At 69.2% G+C, this 25,112-nt stretch carries 23 protein-coding genes; 9 read left to right on the top strand and 14 right to left on the bottom strand.

What is annotated here, in order from left to right:
• Nucleotides 1-61 precede the first annotated feature (61 nt).
• Complete coding sequence (locus CAURIS_RS02975; RefSeq protein ID WP_290342749.1) at nucleotides 62-898, top strand: hypothetical protein; 837 nt, start codon at nucleotides 62-64, stop codon at nucleotides 896-898.
• 14 nt (nucleotides 899-912) lie between these two features.
• On the opposite strand, the gene CAURIS_RS02970 is transcribed toward CAURIS_RS02975, so the two are convergent.
• The 7 genes from CAURIS_RS02970 to CAURIS_RS02940 are packed head-to-tail and all read right to left on the bottom strand — an operon-like array spanning nucleotide 913 to nucleotide 12,378.
• Complete coding sequence (locus tag CAURIS_RS02970; RefSeq protein ID WP_290342748.1) at nucleotides 913-2,961, bottom strand: ATP-dependent DNA helicase UvrD2; 2,049 nt, start codon at nucleotides 2,959-2,961, stop codon at nucleotides 913-915.
• A gap of 11 nt (nucleotides 2,962-2,972) precedes the next feature.
• Nucleotides 2,973-4,061, bottom strand: coding sequence for a potassium channel family protein (locus CAURIS_RS02965; RefSeq protein ID WP_435384035.1), 1,089 nt, complete (start codon nucleotides 4,059-4,061; stop codon nucleotides 2,973-2,975).
• A 40-nt stretch (nucleotides 4,062-4,101) separates the two neighbouring features.
• Nucleotides 4,102-7,380 carry an ATP-dependent helicase gene (locus CAURIS_RS02960; protein ID WP_290343290.1) on the bottom strand — a complete coding sequence of 1,093 codons (3,279 nt, stop codon included), beginning with the start codon at nucleotides 7,378-7,380 and terminating at the stop codon, nucleotides 4,102-4,104.
• Between the two features lie 19 nt (nucleotides 7,381-7,399).
• Nucleotides 7,400-10,468 (bottom strand): ATP-dependent DNA helicase, encoded by a 3,069-nt coding sequence (locus CAURIS_RS02955; RefSeq protein ID WP_290342747.1) that lies wholly within the window; start codon nucleotides 10,466-10,468, stop codon nucleotides 7,400-7,402.
• Between the two features lie 18 nt (nucleotides 10,469-10,486).
• Nucleotides 10,487-11,194, bottom strand: a complete 708-nt coding sequence (locus CAURIS_RS02950; protein ID WP_290342746.1) for a hypothetical protein — start codon at nucleotides 11,192-11,194, stop codon at nucleotides 10,487-10,489.
• 22 nt (nucleotides 11,195-11,216) lie between these two features.
• Nucleotides 11,217-12,131, bottom strand: coding sequence for a DUF3152 domain-containing protein (locus CAURIS_RS02945; RefSeq protein ID WP_290342745.1), 915 nt, complete (start codon nucleotides 12,129-12,131; stop codon nucleotides 11,217-11,219).
• Nucleotides 12,132-12,153: 22 nt separating this feature from the next.
• Nucleotides 12,154-12,378 carry a DUF3107 domain-containing protein gene (locus CAURIS_RS02940; protein ID WP_290342744.1) on the bottom strand — a complete coding sequence of 75 codons (225 nt, stop codon included), beginning with the start codon at nucleotides 12,376-12,378 and terminating at the stop codon, nucleotides 12,154-12,156.
• Between the two features lie 147 nt (nucleotides 12,379-12,525).
• Here CAURIS_RS02940 and CAURIS_RS02935 point away from each other — a divergent pair, with 147 nt between their 5' ends.
• Both CAURIS_RS02935 and CAURIS_RS02930 read left to right on the top strand, forming a co-directional pair.
• Nucleotides 12,526-13,845: a DEAD/DEAH box helicase gene (locus CAURIS_RS02935; protein ID WP_290342743.1), complete on the top strand. Its 1,320-nt coding sequence runs from the start codon at nucleotides 12,526-12,528 to the stop codon at nucleotides 13,843-13,845.
• The gene (locus CAURIS_RS02930; RefSeq protein WP_290342742.1) at nucleotides 13,842-15,059 is read left to right on the top strand and encodes an Rv3212 family protein; all 1,218 of its coding nucleotides are present in this window, start codon (nucleotides 13,842-13,844) and stop codon (nucleotides 15,057-15,059) included. Before CAURIS_RS02935 ends, CAURIS_RS02930 begins: the two co-directional genes overlap by 4 nt.
• A gap of 6 nt (nucleotides 15,060-15,065) precedes the next feature.
• On the opposite strand, the gene CAURIS_RS02925 is transcribed toward CAURIS_RS02930, so the two are convergent.
• Nucleotides 15,066-15,542 carry a hypothetical protein gene (locus CAURIS_RS02925; protein WP_290342741.1) on the bottom strand — a complete coding sequence of 159 codons (477 nt, stop codon included), beginning with the start codon at nucleotides 15,540-15,542 and terminating at the stop codon, nucleotides 15,066-15,068.
• Nucleotides 15,543-16,066: 524 nt separating this feature from the next.
• On the opposite strand from CAURIS_RS02925, the gene CAURIS_RS02920 reads away from it, so the two are divergent.
• On the top strand, nucleotides 16,067-16,324 hold the full coding sequence (locus CAURIS_RS02920; protein ID WP_019194451.1) for a WhiB family transcriptional regulator: 258 nt from the start codon (nucleotides 16,067-16,069) through the stop codon (nucleotides 16,322-16,324).
• Between the two features lie 118 nt (nucleotides 16,325-16,442).
• Nucleotides 16,443-16,517, top strand: a complete 75-nt coding sequence (locus tag CAURIS_RS11680) for a 50S ribosomal protein bL37 (RefSeq protein WP_100227335.1) — start codon at nucleotides 16,443-16,445, stop codon at nucleotides 16,515-16,517.
• 76 nt (nucleotides 16,518-16,593) lie between these two features.
• Here CAURIS_RS11680 and rsrA read toward each other — a convergent pair whose 3' ends face one another.
• Both rsrA and CAURIS_RS02910 read right to left on the bottom strand, forming a co-directional pair.
• The gene (gene rsrA / locus CAURIS_RS02915) at nucleotides 16,594-16,869 is read right to left on the bottom strand and encodes a mycothiol system anti-sigma-R factor (RefSeq protein ID WP_290342740.1); all 276 of its coding nucleotides are present in this window, start codon (nucleotides 16,867-16,869) and stop codon (nucleotides 16,594-16,596) included.
• Complete coding sequence (locus tag CAURIS_RS02910) at nucleotides 16,869-17,477, bottom strand: sigma-70 family RNA polymerase sigma factor (RefSeq protein WP_290342739.1); 609 nt, start codon at nucleotides 17,475-17,477, stop codon at nucleotides 16,869-16,871. Before CAURIS_RS02910 ends, rsrA begins: the two co-directional genes overlap by 1 nt.
• Nucleotides 17,478-17,566: 89 nt before the next feature.
• Here CAURIS_RS02910 and CAURIS_RS02905 point away from each other — a divergent pair, with 89 nt between their 5' ends.
• Nucleotides 17,567-18,034, top strand: a complete 468-nt coding sequence (locus tag CAURIS_RS02905) for an aminoacyl-tRNA deacylase (RefSeq protein ID WP_290342738.1) — start codon at nucleotides 17,567-17,569, stop codon at nucleotides 18,032-18,034.
• Here the strand turns inward: CAURIS_RS02905 and CAURIS_RS02900 are convergent.
• Complete coding sequence (locus tag CAURIS_RS02900) at nucleotides 18,007-18,666, bottom strand: SOS response-associated peptidase (protein WP_290342737.1); 660 nt, start codon at nucleotides 18,664-18,666, stop codon at nucleotides 18,007-18,009. The two genes, CAURIS_RS02905 and CAURIS_RS02900, sit on opposite strands and share 28 nt — an antisense overlap.
• A 21-nt stretch (nucleotides 18,667-18,687) precedes the next feature.
• Here CAURIS_RS02900 and aroA point away from each other — a divergent pair, with 21 nt between their 5' ends.
• A complete protein-coding gene (gene aroA, locus CAURIS_RS02895) occupies nucleotides 18,688-19,962 on the top strand; it encodes a 3-phosphoshikimate 1-carboxyvinyltransferase (RefSeq protein ID WP_290342736.1) in 1,275 nt (424 codons plus the stop codon).
• 5 nt (nucleotides 19,963-19,967) lie between these two features.
• Nucleotides 19,968-20,993, top strand: a complete 1,026-nt coding sequence (rsgA, locus tag CAURIS_RS02890) for a ribosome small subunit-dependent GTPase A (protein WP_290342735.1) — start codon at nucleotides 19,968-19,970, stop codon at nucleotides 20,991-20,993.
• Here the strand turns inward: rsgA and CAURIS_RS02885 are convergent.
• Both CAURIS_RS02885 and CAURIS_RS02880 read right to left on the bottom strand, forming a co-directional pair.
• On the bottom strand, nucleotides 20,967-21,464 hold the full coding sequence (locus CAURIS_RS02885) for a DUF6912 family protein (RefSeq protein WP_290342734.1): 498 nt from the start codon (nucleotides 21,462-21,464) through the stop codon (nucleotides 20,967-20,969). The two genes, rsgA and CAURIS_RS02885, sit on opposite strands and share 27 nt — an antisense overlap.
• On the bottom strand, nucleotides 21,465-21,878 hold the full coding sequence (locus tag CAURIS_RS02880) for an HAD family hydrolase (protein ID WP_290342733.1): 414 nt from the start codon (nucleotides 21,876-21,878) through the stop codon (nucleotides 21,465-21,467). It abuts the gene before it with no gap.
• Between the two features lie 147 nt (nucleotides 21,879-22,025).
• On the opposite strand from CAURIS_RS02880, the gene CAURIS_RS02875 reads away from it, so the two are divergent.
• Entirely contained in the window at nucleotides 22,026-22,397 is a 372-nt protein-coding gene (locus CAURIS_RS02875) for a hypothetical protein (RefSeq protein WP_290342732.1), read from the top strand.
• A gap of 16 nt (nucleotides 22,398-22,413) precedes the next feature.
• On the opposite strand, the gene secA is transcribed toward CAURIS_RS02875, so the two are convergent.
• Nucleotides 22,414-24,963 (bottom strand): preprotein translocase subunit SecA, encoded by a 2,550-nt coding sequence (gene secA, locus CAURIS_RS02870; RefSeq protein ID WP_290342731.1) that lies wholly within the window; start codon nucleotides 24,961-24,963, stop codon nucleotides 22,414-22,416.
• Nucleotides 24,964-25,112 lie beyond the last annotated feature (149 nt).

Genomic DNA, 25,112 nt, shown 5'->3' with positions numbered 1-25,112 from the left:
AAGCGAGTCTAACTGTGCTGCAATAGGACGCGTCAGTTCGTCTCCGGGGGGGGAGATCACCGTGGACTCACCGATTGTCCAATTCGCACCGGGGGTCACCGTTGTGCTGCGCGGGCCGGGCACGATCCAGTTCGGCGTCGACGCGACGCGCAGCGGGGTCATCGAAACGCCCGCCGCCGCAGAGCTTGCGCGCACACTGCAGTGCCTGCGCTTTCCCACCCGGGTAGAGCTCCTCGCCGAACGCGCGCGGCGCGAGTGCGGCCTGAGCGAGCACGACACCGCCGGGCTTGTTGCCGAGCTGATTTCCTATCGGGTCCTCGTCGCCGCCGCCCCGAGCCCCGCCGCGCTCATCGGCCGCGGACCACTCGCCGCCGCGATCCGGCCGCTTTTGACGGCGGCACGCATCCCCGTACGCGCGCCGCTGCGCGGGGAATCCTCCGAGCGCTTCCTCGACGGCTGCGACCCCACACTCCCCCTCGCCGTTGTGGACGAGCTCGCCACCGCGACCATCCTCGCCCACGCGGCGCGCCGCCGAACCGGCCCGGTCCTTTCGGCATCGCTTATCGACGCCCGAGTCTTCCTCGGCCCCCTCGGCAGCGGCCCCGCCGGGCCCTGCCTGGAGTGCGCCCACCTGTACCACACCGACCGCGACGCCAACTGGCCCCGCATTGTCCGCCGCGTCCGCGACAACCCGGCGCCGCCCGACCCGCTCGTCGTGGCCGCGGGCGCTGCCGCTGCGGCAGGCATCATCCGGCGCTTGTGCGGGGCGCCCGACCCCCCCGGCGTCTCGGCGCCCGCGCCGCGGCGCGGCTCGCTCGTTATCGTCGATCCCTTCGGCCCAGCCCCCGTGACGCACCAGACTCTCGCCCCGCACCCGGCGTGCCCGATGTGCTATTAGCACCCAGCGCCGCCTCAGCGGAACTGCGCGATCGTTTCCAAAACCCCCTCGCCGAAGCTGCGCAGCTTCATCGGCCCGACGCCGCTGACCTCCAGCAGGTCCTCCGGGGTAGCGGGCATCTGCTCAACGATGGCGAGCAGGGTGGCGTCGGAAAACACCATGTACGGCGGGACCCCGCCCTCGCGAGCGACGTCGAGGCGCCACGCCTTGAGCGCCATGAAGGCGTCCTCGCTGTACTCGGGCTCGCACTCGGCGTGCCTGCCCAGCGACTTTTCTGCCGGGGTGTCCAGCGGGTACCCGCACACCCGGCAGGCCCGGGCGCGCTTGAGGCGCTGCGGCGTCTTTTCCACCTCCAACTCCGGGGCGATGCCGTCGAGGAAGCGGGAGCGCGAGCGGGATTTGCGCCCGCCCTCCTGGCGCGCCAGCGACCACGACAGGCGCAGGTGCTCCCGCGCCCGCGTCACGCCGACGTAGAACAGGCGGCGCTCCTCCTCGATCTGCTCCTCGCCCGCCTTGATGGCGTGGGAGATGGGGAGAGTATTTTCCACGAGGCCCACGAGAAAGACGGCGTCCCACTCCAGGCCCTTCGCGGCGTGCAGGCTGGCCAGGGTCACCCCGTCCACGGCCGGGGGTTGTTTCGCCTCGGCGCGCTGGCGCAGGGAGCGCAGGACGTCGACTAGCGTGGCGGCCTCGCCGCGCTGCACGATCTCCTCGACGAGGTCCACCAGCGCCCGCAGCGCCTGCCAGCGCTCGCGCGCCTGCGCGCCCTCCGGCTCCTTCTGTGTCAGGCCCAGGGGCGCGAGCGCGGCGCGGGCCACCGCGACGGGGTCCTCCGGCAGGTCGTCGCGGCGGGCGGCGGAGACGAGGGCGGAGATGGATTCGCGGATCTCCGGGCGCTGGAAAAAGCCCTCCCCGCCGCGGACCTGGTAGACGATGCCGGCCTCAGACAGCGCCGACTCGAAGGCAGCGGACTGGGCGTTGATGCGGTAGAGCACCGCAATTTCCCGGGCGGGCACCCCGGCGTCGAGAAGCGAGCGGATGGCGGCGGCGACTTCCCGGGCCTCCGTCGGCTCGTCGTCGTAGGAGGCGAAAGTGGGCTCGGGCCCCTTCGGGCGCATGCCCTCGAGCTCGAGGCGGGTGCCCGCGACGCGGCCGGTGGCCTTGCCGATCACCTTGTTCGCCAGGGCCGTGACTTGCGGGGTGGAGCGGTAATCGCGTTGGAGCTTCACGACGGTGCCGTGGCGGTAGGTGCGGGAGAAATTGAGCAGGTAATCGGGGGTGGCCCCCGTGAAGGAGTAGATCGTCTGGTTGGCGTCGCCGACGACGGTGAGGTCGTCGCGTTGGCCCAGCCAGCCCTCCAGCACCCGCTGCTGTAGAGGGGTGACGTCCTGGTACTCGTCGACGACGAAGCTCTGGTACTGGGAGCGGAACTCCTCGGCCACGGCCGGGGCGTTCTCGAGTGCGCCGGCGACATGCAAGAGCAGGTCGTCGAAGTCGAGGAGCATGCCTTCCGGACTGGTCTTCGCCTCCTCGTACATGCGGTAGACGTCGGCGACCTTGGTGGCGTCGGTCGGCGGGGTGCGCTTGCTCCCCGCGACGCGCGCGGCGTAGTCCTCGGGGCCGATGACGGAGGCCTTCGCCCACTCGATCTCGCCGAGCAAGTCGCGCACCATGTCTTTGCCGGAGTCGAGCCCCGCCGCGCGCGCCGCCCGGCCGACGAGGGGGAACTTGTTGTCGATGAGCCGCCACGGCAGGTCGCCCGCGATCTGCGGCCAGAAGTAGCGCAGCTGGCGCAGCGCCGCGGCGTGGAAGGTGCGCGCCTGAACCCCGCCGATGCCCATGGCGCGCAGGCGGTCGCGCATCTCACCGGCGGCGCGCTGGGTGAAGGTCACCGCGAGCACCTTGTTCGGCGAGACCATCCCCTGGTCGATGAGGTGGGCGATGCGGTAGGTGATCGTTCTTGTCTTGCCCGTCCCGGCACCGGCGAGGATGCACACCGGCCCGCGCGGGGCGGTGGCGGCGACGCGCTGGTCGTCGTCGAGAAGCGAAAGGTCGATGGTCATGTCGCTGGCGTCTACTCCCCCTGGAAGATCGTGTCGGAATCGGACGCTGTGTCGCGGCTGTGGCGCACGTAGAGCAGGCGGTCGCCCGGCTCGACGGTTTCAGCCTCCGGCGAGTCGATGCGGTAGAGCTCGCCGGAGCGCACGACGCCGAGCACCACGTCAGCCAGGTGGCGGGGGTTCGCCCCGACCTCATCGTCGCCGATGGGCCGTTCCGCCACCGCGAAGCCCTCGTCGGGGCTGAGCAGGTCCTCCATCATCGCCACCACCGGCGGGGTGACGGTGGCCAGGCCGAGCAACCGGCCCGCGGTTTCGGAGGAAACCACCACGGAGTCCGCCCCCGACTGCATGAGCAGGTGCTGGTTCTCGCTCTCGCGGACGCTGGCGACAATCGTCGCCGCCGGGGCGAGCTCGCGCACCGACAGGGTGACCAGCACCGCCGTGTCATCGGAGGAGGGGGCGACCACGACGGAGCGGGCACGGCGCGCACCGGCGATGTTGAGCACGTCCGACTTGGTGGCGTTTCCGTGCACGGTGACCAGGCCTCGCTTTTCCGCGTGGGAGAGCACCGCCGGGTCGGCGTCGATGACGACGATGCTCGACGGCGAGGCGCCGTCCGCAAGCAGCGCGTCCACCGCGGAGCGCCCCTTCGTGCCGTAGCCGATGATGATCGTGTGGTTGCGCACGGTTCTCCTCCACTGCTGAATCTGGAGCGTCTTGCGGGAGTCCTCGGTGAGGACGGACAGGGTGGTGCCGACCAGGAGCATGAGGAAGGCGATCCGCAGCGGGGTGATGACGAGGATGTTCATCAGCCGCGCGCCCTGGGTGACCGGGGTGATGTCGCCGTAGCCCGTCGTCGACAGCGACACCGCCGAGTAGTAGGTGGCGTCGATGAAGGTCAGAGGCTCGCTGTAGCCGTCCTTGTCGAAGTAGACGGCGACGGAGACCACGATCACGATGAGCGCGGCGTAAATGAAGCGCCTGCTGATGAGCAGCCACGGCGAGGAGCGCGCGGAGGCGGGGATCCGGACGACGTCGAGGAGCGTGTGCACCGGCGTATCCGCAAGGTGCGTGTCCCCTTGCAGCCTGTCGCGCCACGTCATGTGCGGCATCACACTACCGAACCACTTCACCTGGGCCCCCTCACTGTTGAGCACTGCCTAGGAACTCTAGCCCCTGACGCGAAGAATCCCGAAGCAACTGCTCCAGCTCGTCGAGCCCTGGCAGGCCCGACGGGGAGTAATTTTCCCCCGTGCGCACGTAGAAGAACACCGCGTGCACCTCGCGCCCGTCGTCAGCGATACGCCGCCAGGCCTCGCGGTAGACCGCCAGCTGCAGCTTCAGCGCTTCCATCTCCCCGGCAGCCGGTTTGCTGCCCGTCTTCCAGTCCACAACGGTCCAGCCGCCCTCGCCGTCGAACACGGCATCCATCCGCCCGCGCACCACCGAGTCCCCGAGCGCGAGCTCGAAGGGCTGCTCGACGAAGGCGGGGGTGGCGTTGGCCCACTGGCTCCGCGCGAAGTTCTCCTTCAGGCGCTCGAGCGTGCGCTTATCGACGTCCGGCTCCTCACCACCCGGCAATTCGTCCTCGGTCAAAAGCGGCCGCGCCCCGTAAAACTCCTCGACCCACTCGTGGAAGGCGGTGCCGCGCTTGGCGTAGGCATTCGGTTTGAACGGCACCGGCCGGCGCGCGCGCCGCGCGAATTGAGCCGGGTCGGCCTTAAGCGCCACGATGTCGGAGGCCGTCAGCTCGCCCGGGATAACCACCGGCACCGCGGCGCTCGCGTTCGCCTCGTGCTCCTGGATCAGTGCCTCTGTGTCGCGTTCCCACAGCGAGTACAGCTCCCCCTCCGCGACCGGGGGCAGGTCAGCTCGTGCAGCCGCGATGTCTCTGGCGGCGCGCGCCTGGTTATCGTCAACGGAGTAGTGCGGCCACACTCCCTCACTGACGGGGGCCGTCGCGCCGTCGCCCTCGCCGTCTGGCGTGTCGCCCTCGTCCCACGCGGCGATGCTGTCCTCTCCCACCAGCCCGCGGAGGGCAGCGAGGTGCTCGTAAGGCTCGCGTTCCTTGGTTGCCCCTGGGCTCCGCCGCGCCCCCGTGACGAGCAGCTTGCGCTCGGTGCGGGTCAGCGCCACGTAGAACAGCCGCGCGGATTCCTCGGCGAGCTTCGCCCGCTCGTCCGCCAAGTAGGCATTGGCGGCCTTTTCGAACCCGGAGCGGTCCTCCGCCTCCTCAAAGGCCGTGAAATCCTCCCCCGGCAGGCGCTTGACCTGGGTGAGGAAGGTTTCCGCTTTCGCGTTGTAGGTGGCGGAGTCGGCGTGCACCACAGCCACGGTATCCCATTCGAGGCCCTTGGCCTTGTGGGCGGTAAGGATCTGGACGCGGTCGGTGCGGATAGGAACCGAGCCCGGCGCGAGCCCGTCTTCGTGGGTGCGCGCCAGCGCGAAGTAGTCCAGCAGCGCGTCGACGCTGTTGCCGGGGTAGTTCGCGATCTCGTCGAGCAGGCGGTCGAGGTGGACGGTCCCGGCGGCGGAGTCCCGGGCGAGGACCTCGGTGCGGATGCCGAAGACGGAGATGATGTCGGCGAACAGATCCGGCAGGCGTTTGCCCAGGCTGCGGGTGCGCAGCGTGCGAAGCTTCGAGGCGGTCGAGTGCAGGCGCGCCAGCCCCTCCGGGGAGTAGCGCTCCGGCTCGCCGAGGTCGGCCACGGCGTCGGTCAGCCCGGCGGGGCGGTCGCTCCCCGCCATGATCTCCTCCGCTTCCTCCACCAAGTGAGCGAGCTGGGCATGTAAGTGCCCGGTGGGGTCGTCGTCGGCGGTGGGCTCGCCCTCAGGTTTTTCGCTGGCGCTGCCGCGCAAGTTCGCCGCGCGTCGCGCTAGGGCGTCGAGGTCTTTCAGGCCGAGGCCGACGGCGGGGCCGGTGAGGACGCGCAGCGCGGCGGCGGAATCGTCGGGGCGCACGAGCATCGTGGCGATGGCGATGGTGTCGGCGACCTCGGGGACGTCGAGAAGCCCGCCGAGGCCGACTACTTCGTAGGGCACCCCGCGCTCATCGAGTGCCGCCGCAACCTCGCTAGAGGTTTTGTTCTTCCGCACCAACACCGCGGCGGAAAAGCCCTCGCCCCCGTCGCGGGTGCGCGCGTACTGCTCGGCGAGGTTGTCCGCGACATAGGAGATTTCTTCCTCGGCGGTGGCGAAGAAACCGAGCGTGACGTCTCCGGCCGCTGCGCCATCGCGGGGCGCGAGCGGGGCGACCGCGCGACCCGGGCCAGTGCCGAGCAGGGCGTCGGAAACGGTATTGGCGAGGTCGAGCACCTCCTTCGGGTTGCGCCAGGACGTTGTCAGCTGCTTCTTCGGCGCGGGCGAGCCGTCCGGCCCCGGGAAATCCTCCACGAAGGCGGCGAGGTTGGCGGCGGTTGCGCCGCGCCAGCCGTAGATCGCCTGCATGGGGTCGCCGACGGCCGTCACAGTCAGGGGATGCGCGTGAGATTCCGCGTCGCCGCGGCCCTCTCCGAAGAGGCTGCGCAGCAGAACGCGCTGGGCGTGGGAGGTGTCCTGGTACTCGTCGAGCATGACCACGCGGAAGCGGCGCCGCTGCGACTGGCCCACCTGAGGGTGAGCGAGGGCGAGGCGGGCGGCCACCGACATCTGCTCGTTAAAGGTCACCACGCCGCGCTCTCGCAGCCGGGCACCGAGCGCGTCGACCAGCGCCAGGTACTGCGCGCGCCCCTCTTGCGCGGCGCGCCACTTCAGCATGGTGGAGTTGAACGCGTCTTTCTGCCGCGGCCCCTTCGGAAGCTCCTCGGTTTCCTTGAGGAAGGTCTCGGCGTGCTCGCGCACGTCGGCCGAAGCGGCGAGCTCGTTGCCCAGAGAGGAAACGAGCGCCAGCAGGGTGTCCACAACAGTGCCGACTGCCGAGTTCGATCCCTCGGCGGCAAGCAGTTGCCCCGAGTAGTCGGTGACCACCTCGTGGGCGATGTCGTGCAGCTCTGCCGCGGTGATGAGCCGCGCGTCCGGCTCGACGGGGACCAACAGCCCGTATTCGCGGACCAGCTCGCCGGCGTAGGAGTCGTAGGTAGATACCGTGGGCGCAATGACGCTGAGCGCCCCCGCGAGCTCCCCGCTTGGGTCGAGGCGGCGCACGAGGTCCTGGTTCGCGGCAAGAGTAGACAGGCGGTCCCGGATGCGTTTGCCCAGCTCGCGGGCGGCTTTCCTGGTAAAAGTCAGCCCGAGTATCTCCTCCGGGCGGGCGTAGCCGTTGGCCACGAGCCACACGACGCGCGCCGCCATCGTTTCCGTCTTGCCGGCCCCGGCTCCTGCCACCACGAGGAGCGGGCCGGGGGCGGCGCCGATGATATCCGACTGTTGGTCGGTGGGCGGGAACTGCTGGCCGAGGTAGCGCGAGAGCACCTTCGGGCTCATGTCTTCGCGCGCTGCGGGGCTAGGCACGGTAGATCACCTGTCCTTCGGGTTGTACGGGGCACAGCGCGCGCACCGCGCAGTGCTCGCAGTGCGCGCCGGCGCGCGCGATAAGCTCCGGCCCCGTCATCTCTGCGGGCAGGGGGCTAATCTCCGCGATGAACTCGTCGAGTTCCTCTTGCGTTTTGCGCGCCTGCTCGCGCGTTGTGGGTTTCTTGGAATCTTTACGTGGGAAGAGCAGCACCGCTCCCCCAACTTCGAGGGGTGTATCGCCCTCTGCGGCTGTCACGACGGACCGCCCGCGCACGACGCCGCGCGAGAGCGCGAGCTGATAGGCCTGCAATTGCGGGTTCTCCGCCGTCTCCTTCTTCGTCGCCTCGGCACCCGTCTTGAGGTCGACAACGTGGTGCGCGCCGCTGGGCTCGCGCTCGAGGCGGTCGATCCTGCCGGTGATGCGCAAGTGGGGCGCTACCTCCACGTCGACCTCGGCCTCCACGGCGACTTGCTCAAAGGCGCCGCGCGTGTCGCGTATCCACTCGGCGGCCCTGCCTAACATCGCCTCGAAGTCCTCGATGTCACGCTGCGTCTTCCAGGCCGGTGAGTCGTCGGCGCGGCGACGTGCCTCCACAGCCGCGCGGCGCGCCACCACCTCGTCGACGCCGTTGCCCAGCGCCTCGAAGTAGGCGTGAGCGATCGACCCCCAGACCATGTTCAGCGAGGAGTCGAGCTCGACCATCCGCTCCAGCACCGAGCGCATGGGGCACTGCAGAAGGCTCTCGATGCGCGAGGGCGACAGCCTGTTGCGGGCCGGCAGAGCCTCGCGGGTCGTTGCCTGCGTTGTTGTCCACCACTCGCTGGGGTCAGCTCCGGCCACCCCGGCGTCCGCCAGGCGCGCAAGCTGGCGTGCGGCCTGGAGGCGAGTGGACTCGTCGCTGCCTTCAGCGACGAGCGCGCGGCGCAGCTCGGCGATCAGCTCGTCGTGAGCCAGCACGCGCAGCGTGGGCACCTGGCTGGCTTCCGCGCTTTTTTCGATCTGGTAGTCACCGGCCCTGCGCTCTTCCACCTCGAGCCCGTGCTCGCGGCAGAACTCCGCGAGGAAGCGGGAGGGCTCTACGACGTCTTCGCCCTCGTCGGCATCGACCGCGGTGACAAGGAGGTCCTCGGTGGCGCGGCTTGTTGCCAGGGCGAAAAGTCTGCGCTCTTCGGTCAGACGCTCCGTCTTGCGGGAAACCGGCACGGCGGGGTCCACGCCGTTGTCAATCAGGTCGACGAGGTCCTCCTGGCCGAACATGGTGCCCGTCTCCCCCAGCGAGGGCCACGAATCCTCCTGCACGCCGGCCACGATGACGCGGCGAAACTGCCGCCCGGCCACGCCGTGCGCTGTGAGCAGGGAGACCGCGTCGGGGGTGGCGGTGCGCCGGTCACGCACGCCGGTGGGCAGGACCTGTTCGAGGGTGTAGGTGACAAAGGACTCGACTCCCGCGAAGGCGCGACGCTCAGTGAAATCGCCCGCCGCGTCAAAAAGCGCCATGGCGGCGTCGAGGTCGCGGTCCGCCTGGGAGCCGCTCGCCCCGCCGCGCAACGCGGTGGCGAGAAGCCTATCCGCCAGGCCGGTGGCGTTCCACACAGCCCAGAGGACTTCCTCGACGGTGCCGCCTTCCTCCTGGGCTGCGCGCCCGGCATCGAGAATCTCGCGCACGTGGGAGAGGATGTTCAGCTCGCGGTCGGTGAGCATCTCTCCAAAGTCGGGCAGGGCGGCGCGGCTGACCAAGATCTCGCGCAGGGTCTCCTCGGCGCGCCGCCCGGGTTCCCAGCGGCGTAACCCGCGCAGGAGCCGTCGCAGCGTGACGGGGTCGGTGCCCCCGACGGGGCCGAGCAGGAGTTCACGCCACTGTGAGGCCGTGAGGTCCTCATTGAGTGCGCGAAGGCCCAGCAGGAGCGAGGCGACGATGCGCTGCTCGCTCAGCACCACGTCCGTGGGGTTGAGCACCGCCGGGACGCCAGCGTGCACGAGGGCGTGGCGCACGGGTTCGAGCATGCCGGTCGAACGCACCACCACGGCCATGTCGCGGTACGGGACCCCCTCTTCCAGGTGGGCGCGGCGCAACCGGTCGACGAGGACGGCGTTCTGGGTGGCGGCCGAGTCCGCATGAACCACGTGGCGGGCCGGCGCGCGGCGCGTCGCACCGAGGTCGATGACCTGGTGCTCCAGCCCACCGAGGGTGCGCAGGAACTCGGGGGTGGCGCCGCGGAAGTGGAAGACCGTCTGGTCCGCGTCGCCGGCGACGACGCCGAGCTGCGCCGACTCCACCAGCCGTCGCGCGAGCTCCGCCGCGGCCGGGTCGAGGTGCTGGGCGTCGTCGACAAGCACCGTGTGCCAGGGGCTCTCCCACGGCACCCGCAGCGCCTCGGACACCAGCTCCGAGGCGGAGAGGTTGCGCGCCCCCGACAGAGCCATCACCTGCTGGTATTCCCGCAGGAAGTCACCCGCGGCGGACCAGATGGGCCGACGGTGGAGGCGCCCGAGCTCGCGCAGCTCCTCCGGGCCCAGGCGGCGCTCGACGGCGCGCAGCAAAAAGTCGCGCAGCTGGCGGGCGAAACCGACCAGTCCGAGCGCCGGGCGCAGCTCCGCCGGCCAGGTGCCGCGCCCATCCGCGGCGTGGCCCTGGAGCAGCTGGCGGAACACCGCGTCCTGCTCAGCGCCCGAGATGAGGCGAATCGGCTCCCTGGCTGCCTGCCGCACCAGCGCGAAGGCGAGCGAATGCACGGAGCGCACCAGAGGGGCCTCCGTGACAAATCCGCTGCCCGCCAGTCGGTCGGACAACTCAACGCGCAACCGGGAGGCGGACTCCTTCGACGCGGTCAGAAGCACCAGCCCGCTTGGCTCGGCCCCCTGCTCGATGGCGTGCACGGCGGTGTCCACGAGAAAGCTGGACACGCCCGATCCAGCCTCGCCCGTGACCTTCCACGTCCCGCGCAGCGGCAGGTCATAGTCCCACTCACGCGGCTGGGTGTGGCGCGGGCGGGGGACGAGGAAAGCGCGAGGAACGGCCGGCAGGGACGCCCCGGGAATAGTGGTAGCTGATTCCATGCCCGTTATTGTGTCAGGCTATGCCGACACGAGCAGTGCCCGCACCCGCTCAACATCCGAACTAATGTTCGATTTTGCGCCCGCGGCCAGGATCTCCCGGTATTCCAGAGCCCTCAGGCCCAGCTCGCCAAGGCCCGGGATGTGCGCCCACCGGGCGAGGACCTGCTCGTCGACGGCGCGGGCCAATAGGCCGTCGACAAGCGTGAGCGCGGCCGTGTAGCCCGCTGGGCGGGCCTCGGCGGTGGGCGAGATATCGGTGAGCAGAGGCGGCAGGGAGCCGGAGAACACGCAGCTGAAGAAGAAGTCGGCGTGGGCGAGACGGGTGGGTCCGCTCACCTCGACGTCTCGCCACGCAGCCCTGTCCGCCTCCGCGAAACGGTCCGCGCGCTCGATCGCCGGGGCCGCAATGTCTCCCACCGCGTCCTCGAAGGCAAGCGCAGCGGCAATGGCCTCGTCAACGCGGGTGCCCACCACCCCCTCGGCGAACTCGCTGGCCTTGAACCCCCCGACGACGAAGCGGCCGTCCGTGGAGCGCACCGGGCGCGCAACGCGCAGCCCGTCGACGCTGACGCGCTCGCGCACCTTCGCCGCCCAGGCCGCGGTGGGGGCAGCCGCGGAGACAACGACGCGCCCGAAGCGCACACCGTTATCCCAGGCAGGGCCGACCGGGGCGGACGCGACGTCGTCCACCTGGAAAGCCGAAAGAACGTGCTGGGGTATCTCCACGGTGTGTGAGCCTACAAAACTGTTACTGCGCCGGGGGCTGGGGGTACGGCCACGGGTTGGCCAGGCACGTCTCCGGCGTGTCCGGATAGACCTCCTCTGGGTCCAGGGAGTGCAGCTCGGCGTTGTTCAGGCTCAGCGTCTGCTGCATCATCACCGGCGCCAGCTCGCCGTCGGCGGGGCAGGGCTCGTGCTCGGCGAAGCCGATCGCGTGGCCCACCTCGTGGTTGATGAGGTACTGCCGGTACCGGCCCAGATCCCCCTCGAAGGGGCGAGCGCCGCGCACCCAGCGAGATTCGTTGAGCACCACGGTGCTCTCACCCGTAATGGTCGTGCGGCAGCTGACCTCCATCTCCAAGTTGCCGCCGCAGCGCTCGGCGGTCGTTCCCACGGAGGTCAGCTGGATGCGCAGGTTGGGATCGTCAGCGGCGGTGACCCGCTCGAAACGGAAGCGCGGGTCGTTGGTCCATCCTCGGGGGTCGGCGAAGGTGGCGTCGATAAGCGTGGCGAAGGCGTCATCGCCGCCGTACGTCGCGGTATCCACGCCGTCCTCGACCTCGACCACGTAGCGCACCACCAGCTCCTCGCCCTGCCCCACGGCTGCGCCCGGCGCGCCCACCTCGCGGTACGTCCCGGCGCCCTGCTCGGTGTACGGGCCGCCGGGGGGCAGCTCATCGAGGGCGGGGACGGACTCCGGCAGGTCCACCATGGTGCGCGCCGCCTGCTCCTCGTGGGTGTGTCCCGCCCCACCCTCCTCCTGCGTTGCCGCGGAGGGCGCCGCCACGACCCTGTCGCCGGGGTTGTTAACCATGTTGACCAGCACGAGGACCGTCACCACGGCGAGCACCGGAATAGCGTAGGCGCGCCAGCCGTACTCCCTGGCAAAGCGCACGAGGAAGGGCTCGCTGTGTCCTGGTTCGGGCGCGTGGCGTGGGGTCATGGGGACCTAATGTATCCCGGCCTTAGGAGGCGAAGCCAACCGTGCGCGCGGTGGCGCTGCCGACCTCGGCGTAGGAGATGCGCTCGGTGCGGATGACGAAGCTGCGGCCGCGGTCGTCGGTAAGCGTCAGCGTGGGCTCCCCGCCCTCGATGGCGCGGGAGATGCGCCCCAGGATTTCCTCCTGGTCGCCGGAGCTGGTGATCACGAGTTCGCGGGGGCTTTCGGCGAGCCCGATCTTGATGTCCATGGGTGCTGAATCACTGTCCTTCGACTAATAGATTTTCCGTTGCGCTAGCGCTTCCAGGGGCGCTTCCAAGAACGCTTCCAGGAGCGCTTCCAGGCGCTGCAAAACAGCAGTGTCCCCATTGTAACGACCGCCGGTTAGGATACGGGTGTGCCCCACCCAGCCGATCGTCCAACACCCCCCGGCCAGAAGGCCACGTTCGCGCAGCTCGGCGTTGCCGCCGAGATCGTGGACGCGCTCTTTGCGCGCGGCATTACCGCCCCCTTCTCCATCCAGGAGCTGGCGATCCCGCTCGCCCTCGAGGGCCGCGACCTGATCGGGCAGGCCCGCACCGGCATGGGCAAGACCTACGCCTTCGGCGTGCCCCTGCTCGACCGCGTCTTCGACGACGCCGACATCGCCGAGCTCGACGGCACCCCCCGCGCCCTGATCGTTGTACCCACGCGCGAGCTCGCGGCCCAGGTCACGGAGGATCTCGCCGCCGCGGCCGAGCAGACGCCGCTTCGCGTGACGACGATCTATGGCGGGCGCCCCTACGAGGAGCAGATCGCGGCCCTGGACGCGGGCGTGGACGTGGTGGTGGGCACCCCCGGCCGGCTCATAGACCTCCACGAGCGCGGCGAGCTGCGCCTGGACAAGGTGGCCATTTTCGTGCTCGACGAGGCGGACGAGATGCTGGACATGGGCTTTTTGCCCGACATCCAGAAGCTGTGGTCCGCGCTCACGCCCCCGCTGCAGGCGATGCTCTTTTCCGCGACGATGCCGGGCCAGATCCTCTCCCTCGCGCGTTCGCTGATGAACCGGCCCGTCCACATTCGTGCGGAAACGGGCGACGCCGCCCCGACCCACACGACGACGCGCCAGGTGGTCTTCTTCTCGCACCGCATGGACAAGCCCGAGGTCACCGCCCGCATTTTGCAGGCGCGGGGGTGCGGCAAGACGATTGTCTTCGCCCGCACGAAGCGCACGGCCGCGGACGTTGCCGCGGACCTCGCCTCCCGGGGCTTTGCCGTCGGCGCCGTCCACGGCGACATGAGCCAGGAGGCCAGGGAGCGTTCGCTCGCCGCGTTTCGCAGCGGGGAAACAGAGATCCTCGTGGCCACCGACGTCGCGGCCCGCGGCATCGACGTTGACGACGTCACTCACGTGATCAACTACCAAACGCCCGACGACCCGATGACCTACGTCCACCGCATCGGCCGCACCGGACGCGCGAACAACTCCGGAATTGCGGTCACCCTGGTCGGGTTCGACGAGGAGCGCAAGTGGGAGGCGATCAACAGCGAGCTCGGCCTGGGCATGAGCGACCTGCCTTCCTGGTTTTCCACCTCGCCCGAACTCTTCGAGGCGCTCGATATCCCGGCGGGCGCCGGACCCTCCGTCGGCCCGGCCCGGGACGTGCCCGCCTCCCAGGTGCCCAAGGAGCAGAAGTCGCGGGGCTCGCGGGGCGGAAAGCGGGGTCGCCGATGAACTCCCCTCTGCGCCGCACCCGCGGCGACCTTATCGCCACCGGCGCGATCGCCGCGCTCAGCGCTGCCGCTGTCGCCGCCGCCGTTTTCACGGCACCCATCCGCGACGCCGAGCTCACCCCCGCCGCCGCCGACCTCTCGGACCAGCTCGCGGAATCAGGCACCCTTACCGCCGCCCCAACCACGCTGACGGAGGCATTCAGGCTTCACGACGACTCCCCCGGCGCCCGCCCCGTCGTTGCGGACGGGCTGATCATCACTCACGCCGACGATACGCTCACCGCGACGACACCCGCCGGCGAGACCGCCTGGACCTACACCCGGGATGCCGAGCTGTGCTCCCTCGCGCAGGCGTGGGGCAAGGTGGTGGCCACCTACCGGGGCCCGGCCGGCTGCGGAGACGTCGTCGCGCTTACGACACTGACCGGCGAATACGCGGGGACGCGCTCCGCCGTCGCACCCGATAACGTCGCGGGGGTCGTGTCCAACGACCGCATCGGTTATGCCTCCCCCGCCCGCACGGAGCTGTGGCGCTCCGATCTGGTGCGCACGGTGGAATACGGAAACGTCGAAGCTCCGCAGGAGGCGGGCATGCAGCCACACCAGTGCACGCACACCTCGGCGCTGACCCGCACAGAGCTGCTCGCCGTCACAGAGCGCTGCGCGGACGGCACCCACCTGCGCCTGCAGCAGGCCACCCCGGAGGACTCGCGGGCGCCCGAAATCTCGGCGGACGTGGAACTTCCCGCCGGGGCCTACCTCCTCGCCGTGGGGCAGGACTCCGCAGCCGTCTACGACCCGGCTACATCACTCGTGACCAGTTACAGCGACGGGGGGGACCTGCTGTGGTCCGGCCCCGGACCCGCCCTCGCCGAGGGCGAGTCCCTCGGGGACGCACTGCACGTGCTCAACACCGCGGACCTCCCCCACCACATGACCTACTCGGACGGCACCCAGCTGCTCTTCTTCGACCCCGCCGACCTGAGCCTGACCGGCACCTTCGACGGAGCCCTGGGCACCGGCGTAGCCGCCGGCGAGCGGGTGCTGGTGGCCACGCCCGAAGGCGTGGCCGTGGTGGACTGGGCCGATGCGACCGCAGAGCGGGTCATCCCGGTCGACCGCGGCGGGTTCACCGGCCCGGTGAGCATCTCCTCGGCGGGCGCGGGGGTCGTCGAGAAGCGAGGCTCGGAAATCGTCTACCTGGCCGCGCAGTAGCGCCGCTTAGCGCCCGGTCTTGCGCGCGTACACCTGGCGCAGGTGCTCGCCGGAGGCCGGGTGGAACACGCCGACGACCGCGAGGACCGCGGAGAGCAAGGTAGCCAGGCCCAGCGCCCAGGCCCCGCCGCTGAACATGTAGAACGCGACGCCGACGAGGATGGCCTCCAGAAGCACAATCGCGCCCGTCCCCGACGTGGTGCCCCGCATGAGGCGCACGGCGCAATAGGCAACGAAGCCGAAGATGATGAAGATGAACACCGCGGTGCCAATGCCCACGTAATCCACGGCCGCCGAGTCGGACGTGAGGCTGTCATCGGCCACCCCGCTCAGGTTGGCCACGACGAGCCAGATCCCGTACACGTACGCGGCGAGGCACTGCAGCAACACCACCACCGAACCGAAACGCAGGGGCGCGGGCACTTTAGCGGCGCTCTCGGGCGCAGGGATGGGGTCCGGGGTTGCGTTCGTCTTCTCGCTCACGGCGCCAGTGTATCGCCCCCGGATGTCGGCCCGGCCGCCCGGCACCACAGCGCGGGCACCGCTATACCCGGGGAGGTGAACAACACGTAACGCGCAGGGGGGAACCCACCCGCGATTTGCCCTAAGCACCTTCGACGTGTTCCACAGGGAAACAACATACCGGCAGGTAGACGAACCGTCTACCGCGTCCCACACCTGAAACGGGCGCCTTACCCCCCGCCGTGCCCTCAATTCCATGCGCGCACCCATTATGATATGCGTCACTTTTTGGCGTTTACCTCTAGCGCGCTCGCCGTTTACGTGCCATCATTCTCGGGTAGCAAAAATAAAGACTCGGTTGCCCAGGACTTAACGCCCGGCCGATACCGAGTTAACTCCAGGAAAACGAACGTCGGCCCCCGGAGCCTCGGGCGCGCCGCGCGAAAACCTGGAGGCGCCGCCAGCACTCAGCACCACCTCCATGGGGCTGTTGTGTGACGCGCGCGAACGCGACTCGACCACAGACATACAAAGGAGATTTCACCATGGATTGGCGCCACGAAGCAATGTGCCGCGACGAAGACCCCGAGCTGTTCTTTCCGGTTGGCAACTCCGGCCCCGCCCTCGCGCAGATCGCGCAGGCCAAGCTGGTATGCAACCGCTGCCCCGTGACCTCCCAGTGCCTGAAGTGGGCCCTGGAAACCGGCCAGGACGCCGGTGTGTGGGGCGGACTGTCCGAGGAGGAGCGCCGCGCCCTCAAGCGCCGCAACAAGCAGCGCGCCCGCCAGCGCCTGAGCGCCTAAGACGGCTGCCGAAAGGCGCGAAGAGCAGGCACCCAATTTTTCGGCGCGTGCGCGGGAGCTATAAAGTAAAGTTCCTGTTCACCAATCACCCCGGCTACACAGAGCAAGGAGGCCCCCGATGAGCAAGCGTGGTCGCAAGCGCAAGGATCGCCGCAAGAAGAGCGCTAACCGCGGTAAGCGCCCGAACGCTTAAAGCGTTCACCCGCTTAAAGCACGACGCCCCTGCTGGGCCTGTACGGTCCGGCAGGGGCGTCTCACATTGTGCAGCGTCAGGGCTGAAGGCGGTAGCGGGTGACGGAGACGGTGGTCAGCGACGTGATAATGCGCTGGCGCAAGGGCTCGGGGGCACGGACCTGACCGCAGCACTCGCGCACGAGCCCGCGCACCTCCAGCTCGGCAGTGAGCTGGCCGAAGCACTCGGGGCAGGCGCTCAGCTGCCGCTTGATGGCGGTGGCCCGGGCGGGGGCGGGGTTGCCGTCGAGAAGCTCAAGCAAAAGCTCCCTCGCCTCCTGACAGCTCGGATTGTGCTGGTCTCCGGCTCCCATTAGTTCCCACTCCTTGAATCTGTGCTGTCCTTGGGCTCTAGCCCGATGCCTTGTTCGTTAGCCACGTCCTTCAACATCGCGCGGAGCTGTTTTCTTCCCCGGTGCAGGCGCGACATCACCGTTCCGAGGGGGATGTCCATCACCTCGGCGATCTCCTTGTAGGCCAGCCCCTCGACGTCGGCGTAGTAGACCACCATGCGGTAATCCTCGTTGAGCTCGTTGAGGGCCTGCGAAATCCGCGTGTTCGGCATGGCCTTCAGCGCCTCCACCTCGGCGGATTCCAGGCCCGTGGAGTCGTGAGAGCTGGAGGTGTAGAGCTGATGGTCGGTGATGTCGTCGGCGGAGGTCTCGAGGGGCCGGCGCTGCTTCTTGCGGTAGGTGTTGATGTACGTGTTCGTCATGATGCGGTACAGCCACGCCTTCAGGTTCGTGCCCTGCTTGAAGCTGTCAAAGGCGTTGAACGCCTTCAGGTACGTCTCCTGGACGAGGTCCTCCGCGTCCTGGGGGTTGCGCGTCATCCGCAGCGCGCCGCCGTAGAGCTGGTCCAGCAGCGGCATCGCCTCGTCGGTGAAACGCTCGCGCAGGTCAGTATCGGCTGTGTCGGCCATGTCGGCTATTGTAGGCCACCCCCGCACCGGGCGCCGCACCCCTCTGCGATGATGTGGGAACACACGCTACCGGCCCCAAGGAGAAAAGAGTGGCCCGCAGAACACGCGCCCTCGAGGTGCTCGCCGGCACCGCGCACGAGGTGCTCACCTACTCCCCCGGCCGCAGCGACTTCGGCCGGGATTCCGCCGCAAAGCTCGGGCTCGACGCGGGCGAGGTGGCGAAGACTCTGGTGATCGCGGGCCCAGACGGCTCCCTCGCCGTGTGCTGCGTGCCTGTCTCGCGCCAGCTCAGCCTCAAGCGCGCCGCCAAGGCCCTCGGCTGGAAGCGCGCTGAGATGGCCGAGCCTACCCGCGCGCAACGGTCCACGGGCTACATCGTCGGGGGCATCTCGCCGCTGGGCACGCGCACCCGTATGAGCACGCTTATCGACGCTTCCCTCGCCGCCCTCGACACCCTCACCGTCTCCGCGGGGCAGCGCGGCCTGTCCGTGCGCCTGGCCCCGGGTGCCCTCGCCGAGCTGACGGGCGCTCAGTTCGCCGACATCAGCTCCGCGTAGTCGTTGCGCACGTTGCCGACCTCCGCCGCCGCCTCACGCGCCTGAAGCCGGCCCGCCACCCGCGAGGGGTGCACCAGCTCGAGGGCCTCCTCCGGGGTGCCGTGGACCCACTGCTCGACCTCCCCCGGCTCGAGGAAGAGGGGCAACCGGTGGTGCAGCCACCGCATCTGCTCGGCCGCGTCGGTGGTCACCATCGTCGTGGACAGCCGCTCGCACCCGGTATCCCACAGCGCCGCCGCGAACAGCAGGCCGGTGTCGGGGGCGACGTAGAAGGGCTGCTTGCCCTCGCCCTCCTGCTTCCACTCGTAGTAGCCGTCGAGGACCATGAGGCCGCGCCGTGCCCGAAACGCCGAGCGGAAGGAGGGTTTTTGCGCGACGGTCTCGCCGCGCGCGTTGAACAGGGCGGGGCCCTTATCGTCCTTCTTCCAGCTCGGTAGAAGCCCCCACCTCGCGGCGTCGAGCCGGGCGCCGTCCTCGCCGAAGCGGACAAGCGGCACCTGCTGGGTGGGCGCGATGTTATAGCGCTTCGGCGGGGTGCCGTCGGGGGCGGCAACGGTACCCGCGCCGGGCAGATTGCCGATTTCCTCGAGGAGGTCGCGGCCCGAGGTAAACAACACGAAGCGTCCACACATGCCTCCATTATGATTGATTCCATGACTGACTTGTGGCCTGCGCCGTTCGCCCCCGCGCCCTTGACGCACACTCAGCCGGTGCCGGGGTCGAAATCGATGACCAACCGCGCCTTCATCCTGGCGGCGCTGGCGGACGGCCCGTCACGCATTGTCGGCGCCCTGCGCTCGCGGGACACCGACCTCATGCGCGCCGCCCTCGCGGCACTCGGCGCGGGTTTCACGGACGAGGCCGACGGCTCCATCCGCGTCACCCCGGCGCCGCTGCACGGCGCGGAGATCGACTGCGGCCTGGCGGGTACCGTCATGCGCTTCGTCCCCCCCGTCGCCGCGCTCGCCGAGGGCACAGTGCTTTTCGACGGCGACGAGCAAGCGCGCTCCCGCCCCATGAACACCATCCTCGACGCCCTGCGCGCCCTCGGCGTCGAGGTCACCGGCGATTCGCTGCCTTTTAGCGTCTCCGGCCGCGGCCGGGTCCCCGGCGGCGCCGTGGACATCGACGCCTCCGGCTCCTCGCAGTTCGTCTCCGGCCTGCTGCTCGCGGGCGCGCGCTTCGATTCCGGGCTTACCGTGCGCCACACCGGCGCCAACTTGCCTTCGGCACCCCACATCGAGATGACGGTGGCCATGCTCGCGCACGCGGGCGTGACCGTAAACGCGGCGGAAAACTCCTGGTCCGTCAGCCCTCAACCCATCGGGGGGCGCACCTGGATCATCGAGCCGGACCTGTCTAACGCGGCCGCCTTCCTCGCCGCCGCGGCCGTCACGGGCGGCGTGGTGCGCGTGCCCAACTGGCCGGCCGCGACGACCCAGCCCGGCGACGCGATCCGCGGTATCCTGCGGCGCATGGGCTGCGAGATCGAGCTCCACGCCTCCGGCGCCACCCATGACCTCGAGGTGCGCGGCCCGCAGCGCGGGACGCTGCGCGGCATCCGCGTCGACATGGGCGACATCGGCGAACTGACCCCCACCGTCGCCGCCGTGGCCGCGCAGGCCACGGAACCCTCCGAGCTGACCGGCATCGCCCACCTGCGCGGCCACGAAACCGACCGGCTTAAGGCGCTCACCGAGGAAATCAACAAGCTGGGCGGGCACTGCGAGGAGCTTTCCGACGGCCTGCGCATCCACCCCGCCCCCCTACGCGGCGGCACGTGGGCCTCCTACGCCGACCACCGCATGGCCACCGCCGGTGCGATCATCGGTCTGACCACCCGCGATGTCCGCGTGGAAAACATTGCTACCACCGCGAAGACGCTACCCGGCTTCGCGGACATGTGGACCGACATGGTGGGGGTGTAAGGGGCGTGGCGCGGCGGCTGGCCGACTACGACGAATCCGACGTCCGGGTTCGCCCCGGGAAGGGCTCACGCCCGCGCACCAAGGACCGGCCCCGCCACGCGGACGCGGTCTCCGGGATGGTGATTACGAAGGACCGCGGGCGCTGGGGCGTCGCCCTTTCCGAGACGGGAACCATTGTGCAATGCATGCGCGCCCGCGAACTCAAGCGCGTCTCCGTGGAGGTCGGCGACCGCGTCGGCGTGGTGGGCGATACCTCCGGGGCAGAGGGCTCGCTCGCGCGCATCGTCAAACGCGAGGAGCGCACCTCGGTGCTGCGCCGCACCGCTGACGACACCGACCCCTACGAACGCATCATCGTCGCTAACGCCGAGCTATTGCTCATCGTCGTGGCGGTGGCCGACCCTCCCCCGCGGACCGGTTTTGTCGAACGCGCCCTCATCGCCGCCTTCGTCGGCGGGGTGACCCCCGTCGTGTGCCTGACCAAGTCCGACCTCGCCGACCCCGCGGTCTTCCGCGCCGAGCTCGAGGACCTGGACGTCGAGGTCGTGGAGGTAGGCATCGACGACCCCGTCGACGAGGTGCGCCGCCTGATCCGCAACAAGCTCTCCGCCCTGATTGGCCACTCCGGTGTCGGCAAGTCCACCCTGGTCAACCGGATCGTCCCGGATGCCGACCGGGAGACTGGCGAGGTCTCCGGGGTGGGCAAAGGCCGTCACACGTCCACCCAGTCCGTCGCCCTCGAGGTGCCCGGCGGCGGCTGGATCATCGACACCCCCGGCATCCGTTCCTTCGGCCTCGCCCACGTTGCTCCCGAGGAAGTCGTGCGCGTCTTCCCTGATCTCGAGGCGGCCGCCGAAAACTGCCCGCGGGGCTGCACCCACCTCGGCCCGCCCGCCGACCCGGAGTGCGCCTGGGACGAGCTCGACCCGGGCAGCGTCACGCGCCGACGCGCCCTCGCCGTGCGCCGCATGCTGGAGGCGCTGCGCTCCAACAACGAGTGGGACTTAAAGCAGCTCGACGAGGAACGCTAGCTCGCTCGGGTCGTAGAAGGCCATGTAGTTGTCTTGGGCGTCGCCGACGGCCAGCTCCGCGTCCTCGTCACCGAGCTCAGCGGCATCGATATTCTTGATTGCTTTGGCCGTGGCCTCTTCGGATTCGGCGATGTCCACGTGGATCGCGGCGACCTGCTCGAACTCGACCGGGCCGTTGAGCTTCACCACGGACTCCCCCATCTCCGGCGCCCCAGTCACCCCATCCACGTCGGCGGAGACAACCACGCGGCGGTGCGGGAACTGTTCCTCGTCGCCGACGGTGAGCAGCCGGATCGACGTGCGCGAGGCCTCGTCGAAGGCGACCTCCTCGAGCTCCTCCTGCGACCCGGAGGCGTAGAACTCGATCAGCTGCGGGGTCACAGCGAAGGCCCAGCCGTTGCGGGCGTGCAGCACGCCCTCGGACGACAGCGTCTTGAGCATGCCGAAGGTGGCAGGGACGTAGACGCGCACCTAAAACTCCCCCGCGATGTCGAACAGGGACTGGATCTCCACGGCAGTGCGCTCAAAGGCCGTGTGGAGGATGCCAATCATGCCGTGCTCCACGGCGGCGCGGACGTTCAGGATGTCGTCGTCAATAAGCACGCAATCCACCAGCGGGGCGTCGATGGCGTTGGCGGCCGCCTGAAACGCCGCGCGGTCGGGCTTTTCGTACCCGATCTCCCCGGACAGCAGGGCGGCGTCGACGGTGCCGCGGAACTCCCACTCGCGGATCGCGTCGGCGGCCGGCCCCTCGGCGCCCTCGTTGGACAGGATCGCGGTGGCAATGCCCTTGTCCTTGACCGCGGCAATCAGCGCGCTCCAGCGCTTCTGCTCCTCGGCGTCGAGGTCGAGGACCCCCGCGTAGTCAATGATCAGTCCCTGCATTTCGCTACAATCCGTCTCTTTCGTGCTTACTATAGTGTGCCGATTTTAAGGCGCGACGGCGCGCGCGAGTGCCATAATACTACTCACCCCACACCGCGTCTGCCCTCCCGAGAGCGCCCCCGAGCGCCCGCAGAAGAGGAGGAAACCATGTACTTCCCCGTCCCCGGCCACCAGCACATCAAGGTCCTCGTGCCGCCCGCTGCCGTGGCTCCGCTGCCCGCCCCGCGGTCCCCGGCACGCGGTACGGATCGACCCTCTCCGCTCGTCGCCATCGCCCTCGACGCGGCTTTCGGCGTGCGTGAGGCGTCCTCGCTCGCCCACGCGCAGTACGCCGCCCGGGTTCGCGGCCACATCGCGGCGCGGCGCCGGGCGAACCGCCCCACGGGGCCGGTGCGCATCATCTCCTGCCACGCCCGCGAGGGTGGCGAGTTCTTCGGCACCGTGCAGTCGGGCCAGCGCCGCTTCGCCTACGTCGCGCGCATCGCCGAGGGCAAGCTCGTCTCCTTCAAAGTGCTCTAAGGCCCCGCGCGCCGACTTAAGCCGAGGTCGTGCCCTCCTGCTCGGCCGGCTGCTGCTCGAACTGGCGGCGCATCATGAACAGCTGGCGCACCGTCTCTTCCTGGATCGCCTCGTTCATGGCGTTGAACATGTCGCCGCCCTCCTTCTGGTACTCAACCAGCGGGTCGCGCTGGGCCATCGCGCGCAGGCCGATACCTTCCTTGAGGTAGTCCATCTCGTAGAGGTGCTCGCGCCACTTGGTGTCGATGATCGGCAGGATCACCATTCGCTCGAGGTTGCGCATCTGCTCCTCGCCGCCAATCTCGGCCACGTTGCTTTCGAGCGCGTCGTACTGCTTCTGGGCATCCTCGACGAGCGCGCTGCGCAGCTGGGATGCGGAGATTTCGCCCGGCCGGCCGAACTCGCTGCCCTCGACGAGCTCCTCGGCCGTGACGGAGGGGCCGTAGAGGGAATCCAGGGCGGACCACAGCTCGCCCAGGTCCCAGTCCTCCACGTAGCCCTCCCGGGTGGCACCGTCGACGTAGGCGCCGACGGTGTCGCCGATCATGCGGCGGACCTGGTCCTTGATGTCCTTGGAGTCGAGGATCTCGAGGCGCTCGCGGTAGACCACCTTGCGCTGCTCGTTGAGCACCTCGTCGTACTTGAGCACGTTCTTGCGCATCTCGAAGTTCTGGTTTTCCACGCGCGCCTGCGCGCCCTTGATGGCGTTGGAGACCATCTTCGCCTCGATCGGGACGTCGTCAGGCACATTGAGGCGGTCCATCATGTTCTCGAGGGACTGACCCACGAAGCGCACCATGAGGTCATCGCGGATAGACAGGTAGAAACGGGTCTCGCCCGGATCCCCCTGGCGGCCGGAGCGGCCGCGCAGCTGATTGTCGATGCGGCGCGACTCGTGGCGCTCGGTGCCGATCACGTACAGGCCGCCGCTGGCGCGGACCTGGTCGCCGAGCTGCTTGGAGCGCTCCTTCGCCTGCGGGAGCTGCTCGTTCCAGGCCTCCTGGTAGCGCTCCTGGTCCTCAAAGGGGTCGAGCCCCTGCTCCTGGAGCTTCGCGTCGAGGAGAACCTCGGGGTTTCCGCCCAGCACGATGTCGGTACCGCGCCCGGCCATGTTCGTGGACACGGTGACCTTGCCGGGCAGGCCGGCCTCGGCGATGATGCGGCCCTCCTCCTCGTGGTGCTTGGCGTTGAGGACGTTGTGCTTGACGCCCTTGCGCGTCAGCAGCTGCGACAGGTACTCGGAGCGCTCCACGGACGTGGTGCCCACCAGCACGGGCTGGCCCTTCGCCACGTGCTCGGCGATGTCCTCGGCAACCGCCGCGAACTTCGCCTCCTGGGTCTTGTACACCAGGTCGTCGCGGTCGACGCGCTGGTTGGTCTTGTTCGGCGGGATCGCCACCACGTTGAGCCCGTAGATCTGGTGCAGCTCGGCGGCCTCGGTCTCGGCGGTACCGGTCATGCCGGCGAGCTTGTCGTAGAGGCGGAAGTAGTTCTGCAGCGTGACGGTTGCCAGCGTCTGGTTCTCGTTTTTGATCTCGACGTTTTCCTTCGCCTCGATCGCCTGGTGCATGCCTTCGTTGTAGCGGCGCCCCGAGAGAACGCGGCCGGTGAAGCTGTCGACGATGAGCACCTCGCCCTGCCGGATGATGTAATCCTTGTCGCGCTCGAACAGCTCCTTCGCCTTGAGGGCGTTGTTGAGGTAGCTGACCAGCTGCGAGTGCTCGGGCGCGTAGAGGTTATCGATGCCGAGCTGGTCCTCGACGAACTCGACGCCCTCCTCGCTCACGCCGACGGTGCGCTTGCGCCTGTCCACCTCGTAGTGGATGCCCTCGCGCATGCGCGGGGCGAGCTGGGCGAACACATTGTAGAACTGGCTCGAGCCGTCCACCGGTCCCGAGATGATGAGGGGGGTGCGGGCCTCGTCGATCAGGATGGAGTCAACCTCGTCGACGATGGCGAAGTTGTGGCCGCGCTGCACCATGTCCCCCGTCGAGCGGGTCATGTTGTCGCGCAGGTAGTCGAAGCCCAGCTCGTTGTTGGTGCCGTAGGTGATGTCCGCGGCGTAGGCGGCCCGACGCTCCGGCGGGCGAAGCTCCGACAGGATCACGCCGACCTCCAGGCCGAGGAAGTGGTGGACACGGCCCATCATCTCGGCGTCGCGCTTGGCCAGGTAGTCGTTGACCGTGACGATGTGCACGCCCTTGCCCTCCAGCCCGTTGAGGTAGGCGGGCAGCACGGAGGTCAGGGTCTTGCCCTCGCCGGTCTTCATCTCGGCGACGGATCCGAAGTGCAGGGCGGCGCCGCCCATGATCTGCACCTTGTAGTGCTTCTGCCCCAAAACGCGCCAGGAAGCCTCCCGGGCGGTGGCGAAGGCATCAAGGAGGATGTCGTCGAGCGTCGCTCCCTCGGCGAGCTTTTCTCGGAACTCCGCTGTTTTGGCCATGAGCTCCGCGTCGGTGAGCGCGGCGTACTCCTCCTCGAGGTCGATGACCTGGTCGGCGATCTTGCTCAGGCGCTTGACGGTCCGGCCTTCGCCGGCGCGCAGCAGCGTTGACAGTCCAAACACGTGCGATTCGTCCTTTGTTCGGGGATGCGTTCGAGTTAGTTTCCGAGTGTGCCGGGGTGGCTCCCCGGGGCCCGCCGCTAGCGGACCAGTACCAACCCGCTATTGTACGCACGGCCCTGACCACCAGCCCCCTCAGCGCTGTCAGGAAC

Source organism: Corynebacterium auris (assembly GCF_030408575.1).
In the GTDB taxonomy this organism is placed as follows: domain Bacteria; phylum Actinomycetota; class Actinomycetes; order Mycobacteriales; family Mycobacteriaceae; genus Corynebacterium; species Corynebacterium auris.
The sequence above is the reverse complement of the archived record's forward strand: the minus strand, read 5'-3'. Positions and strand labels throughout refer to the sequence as shown.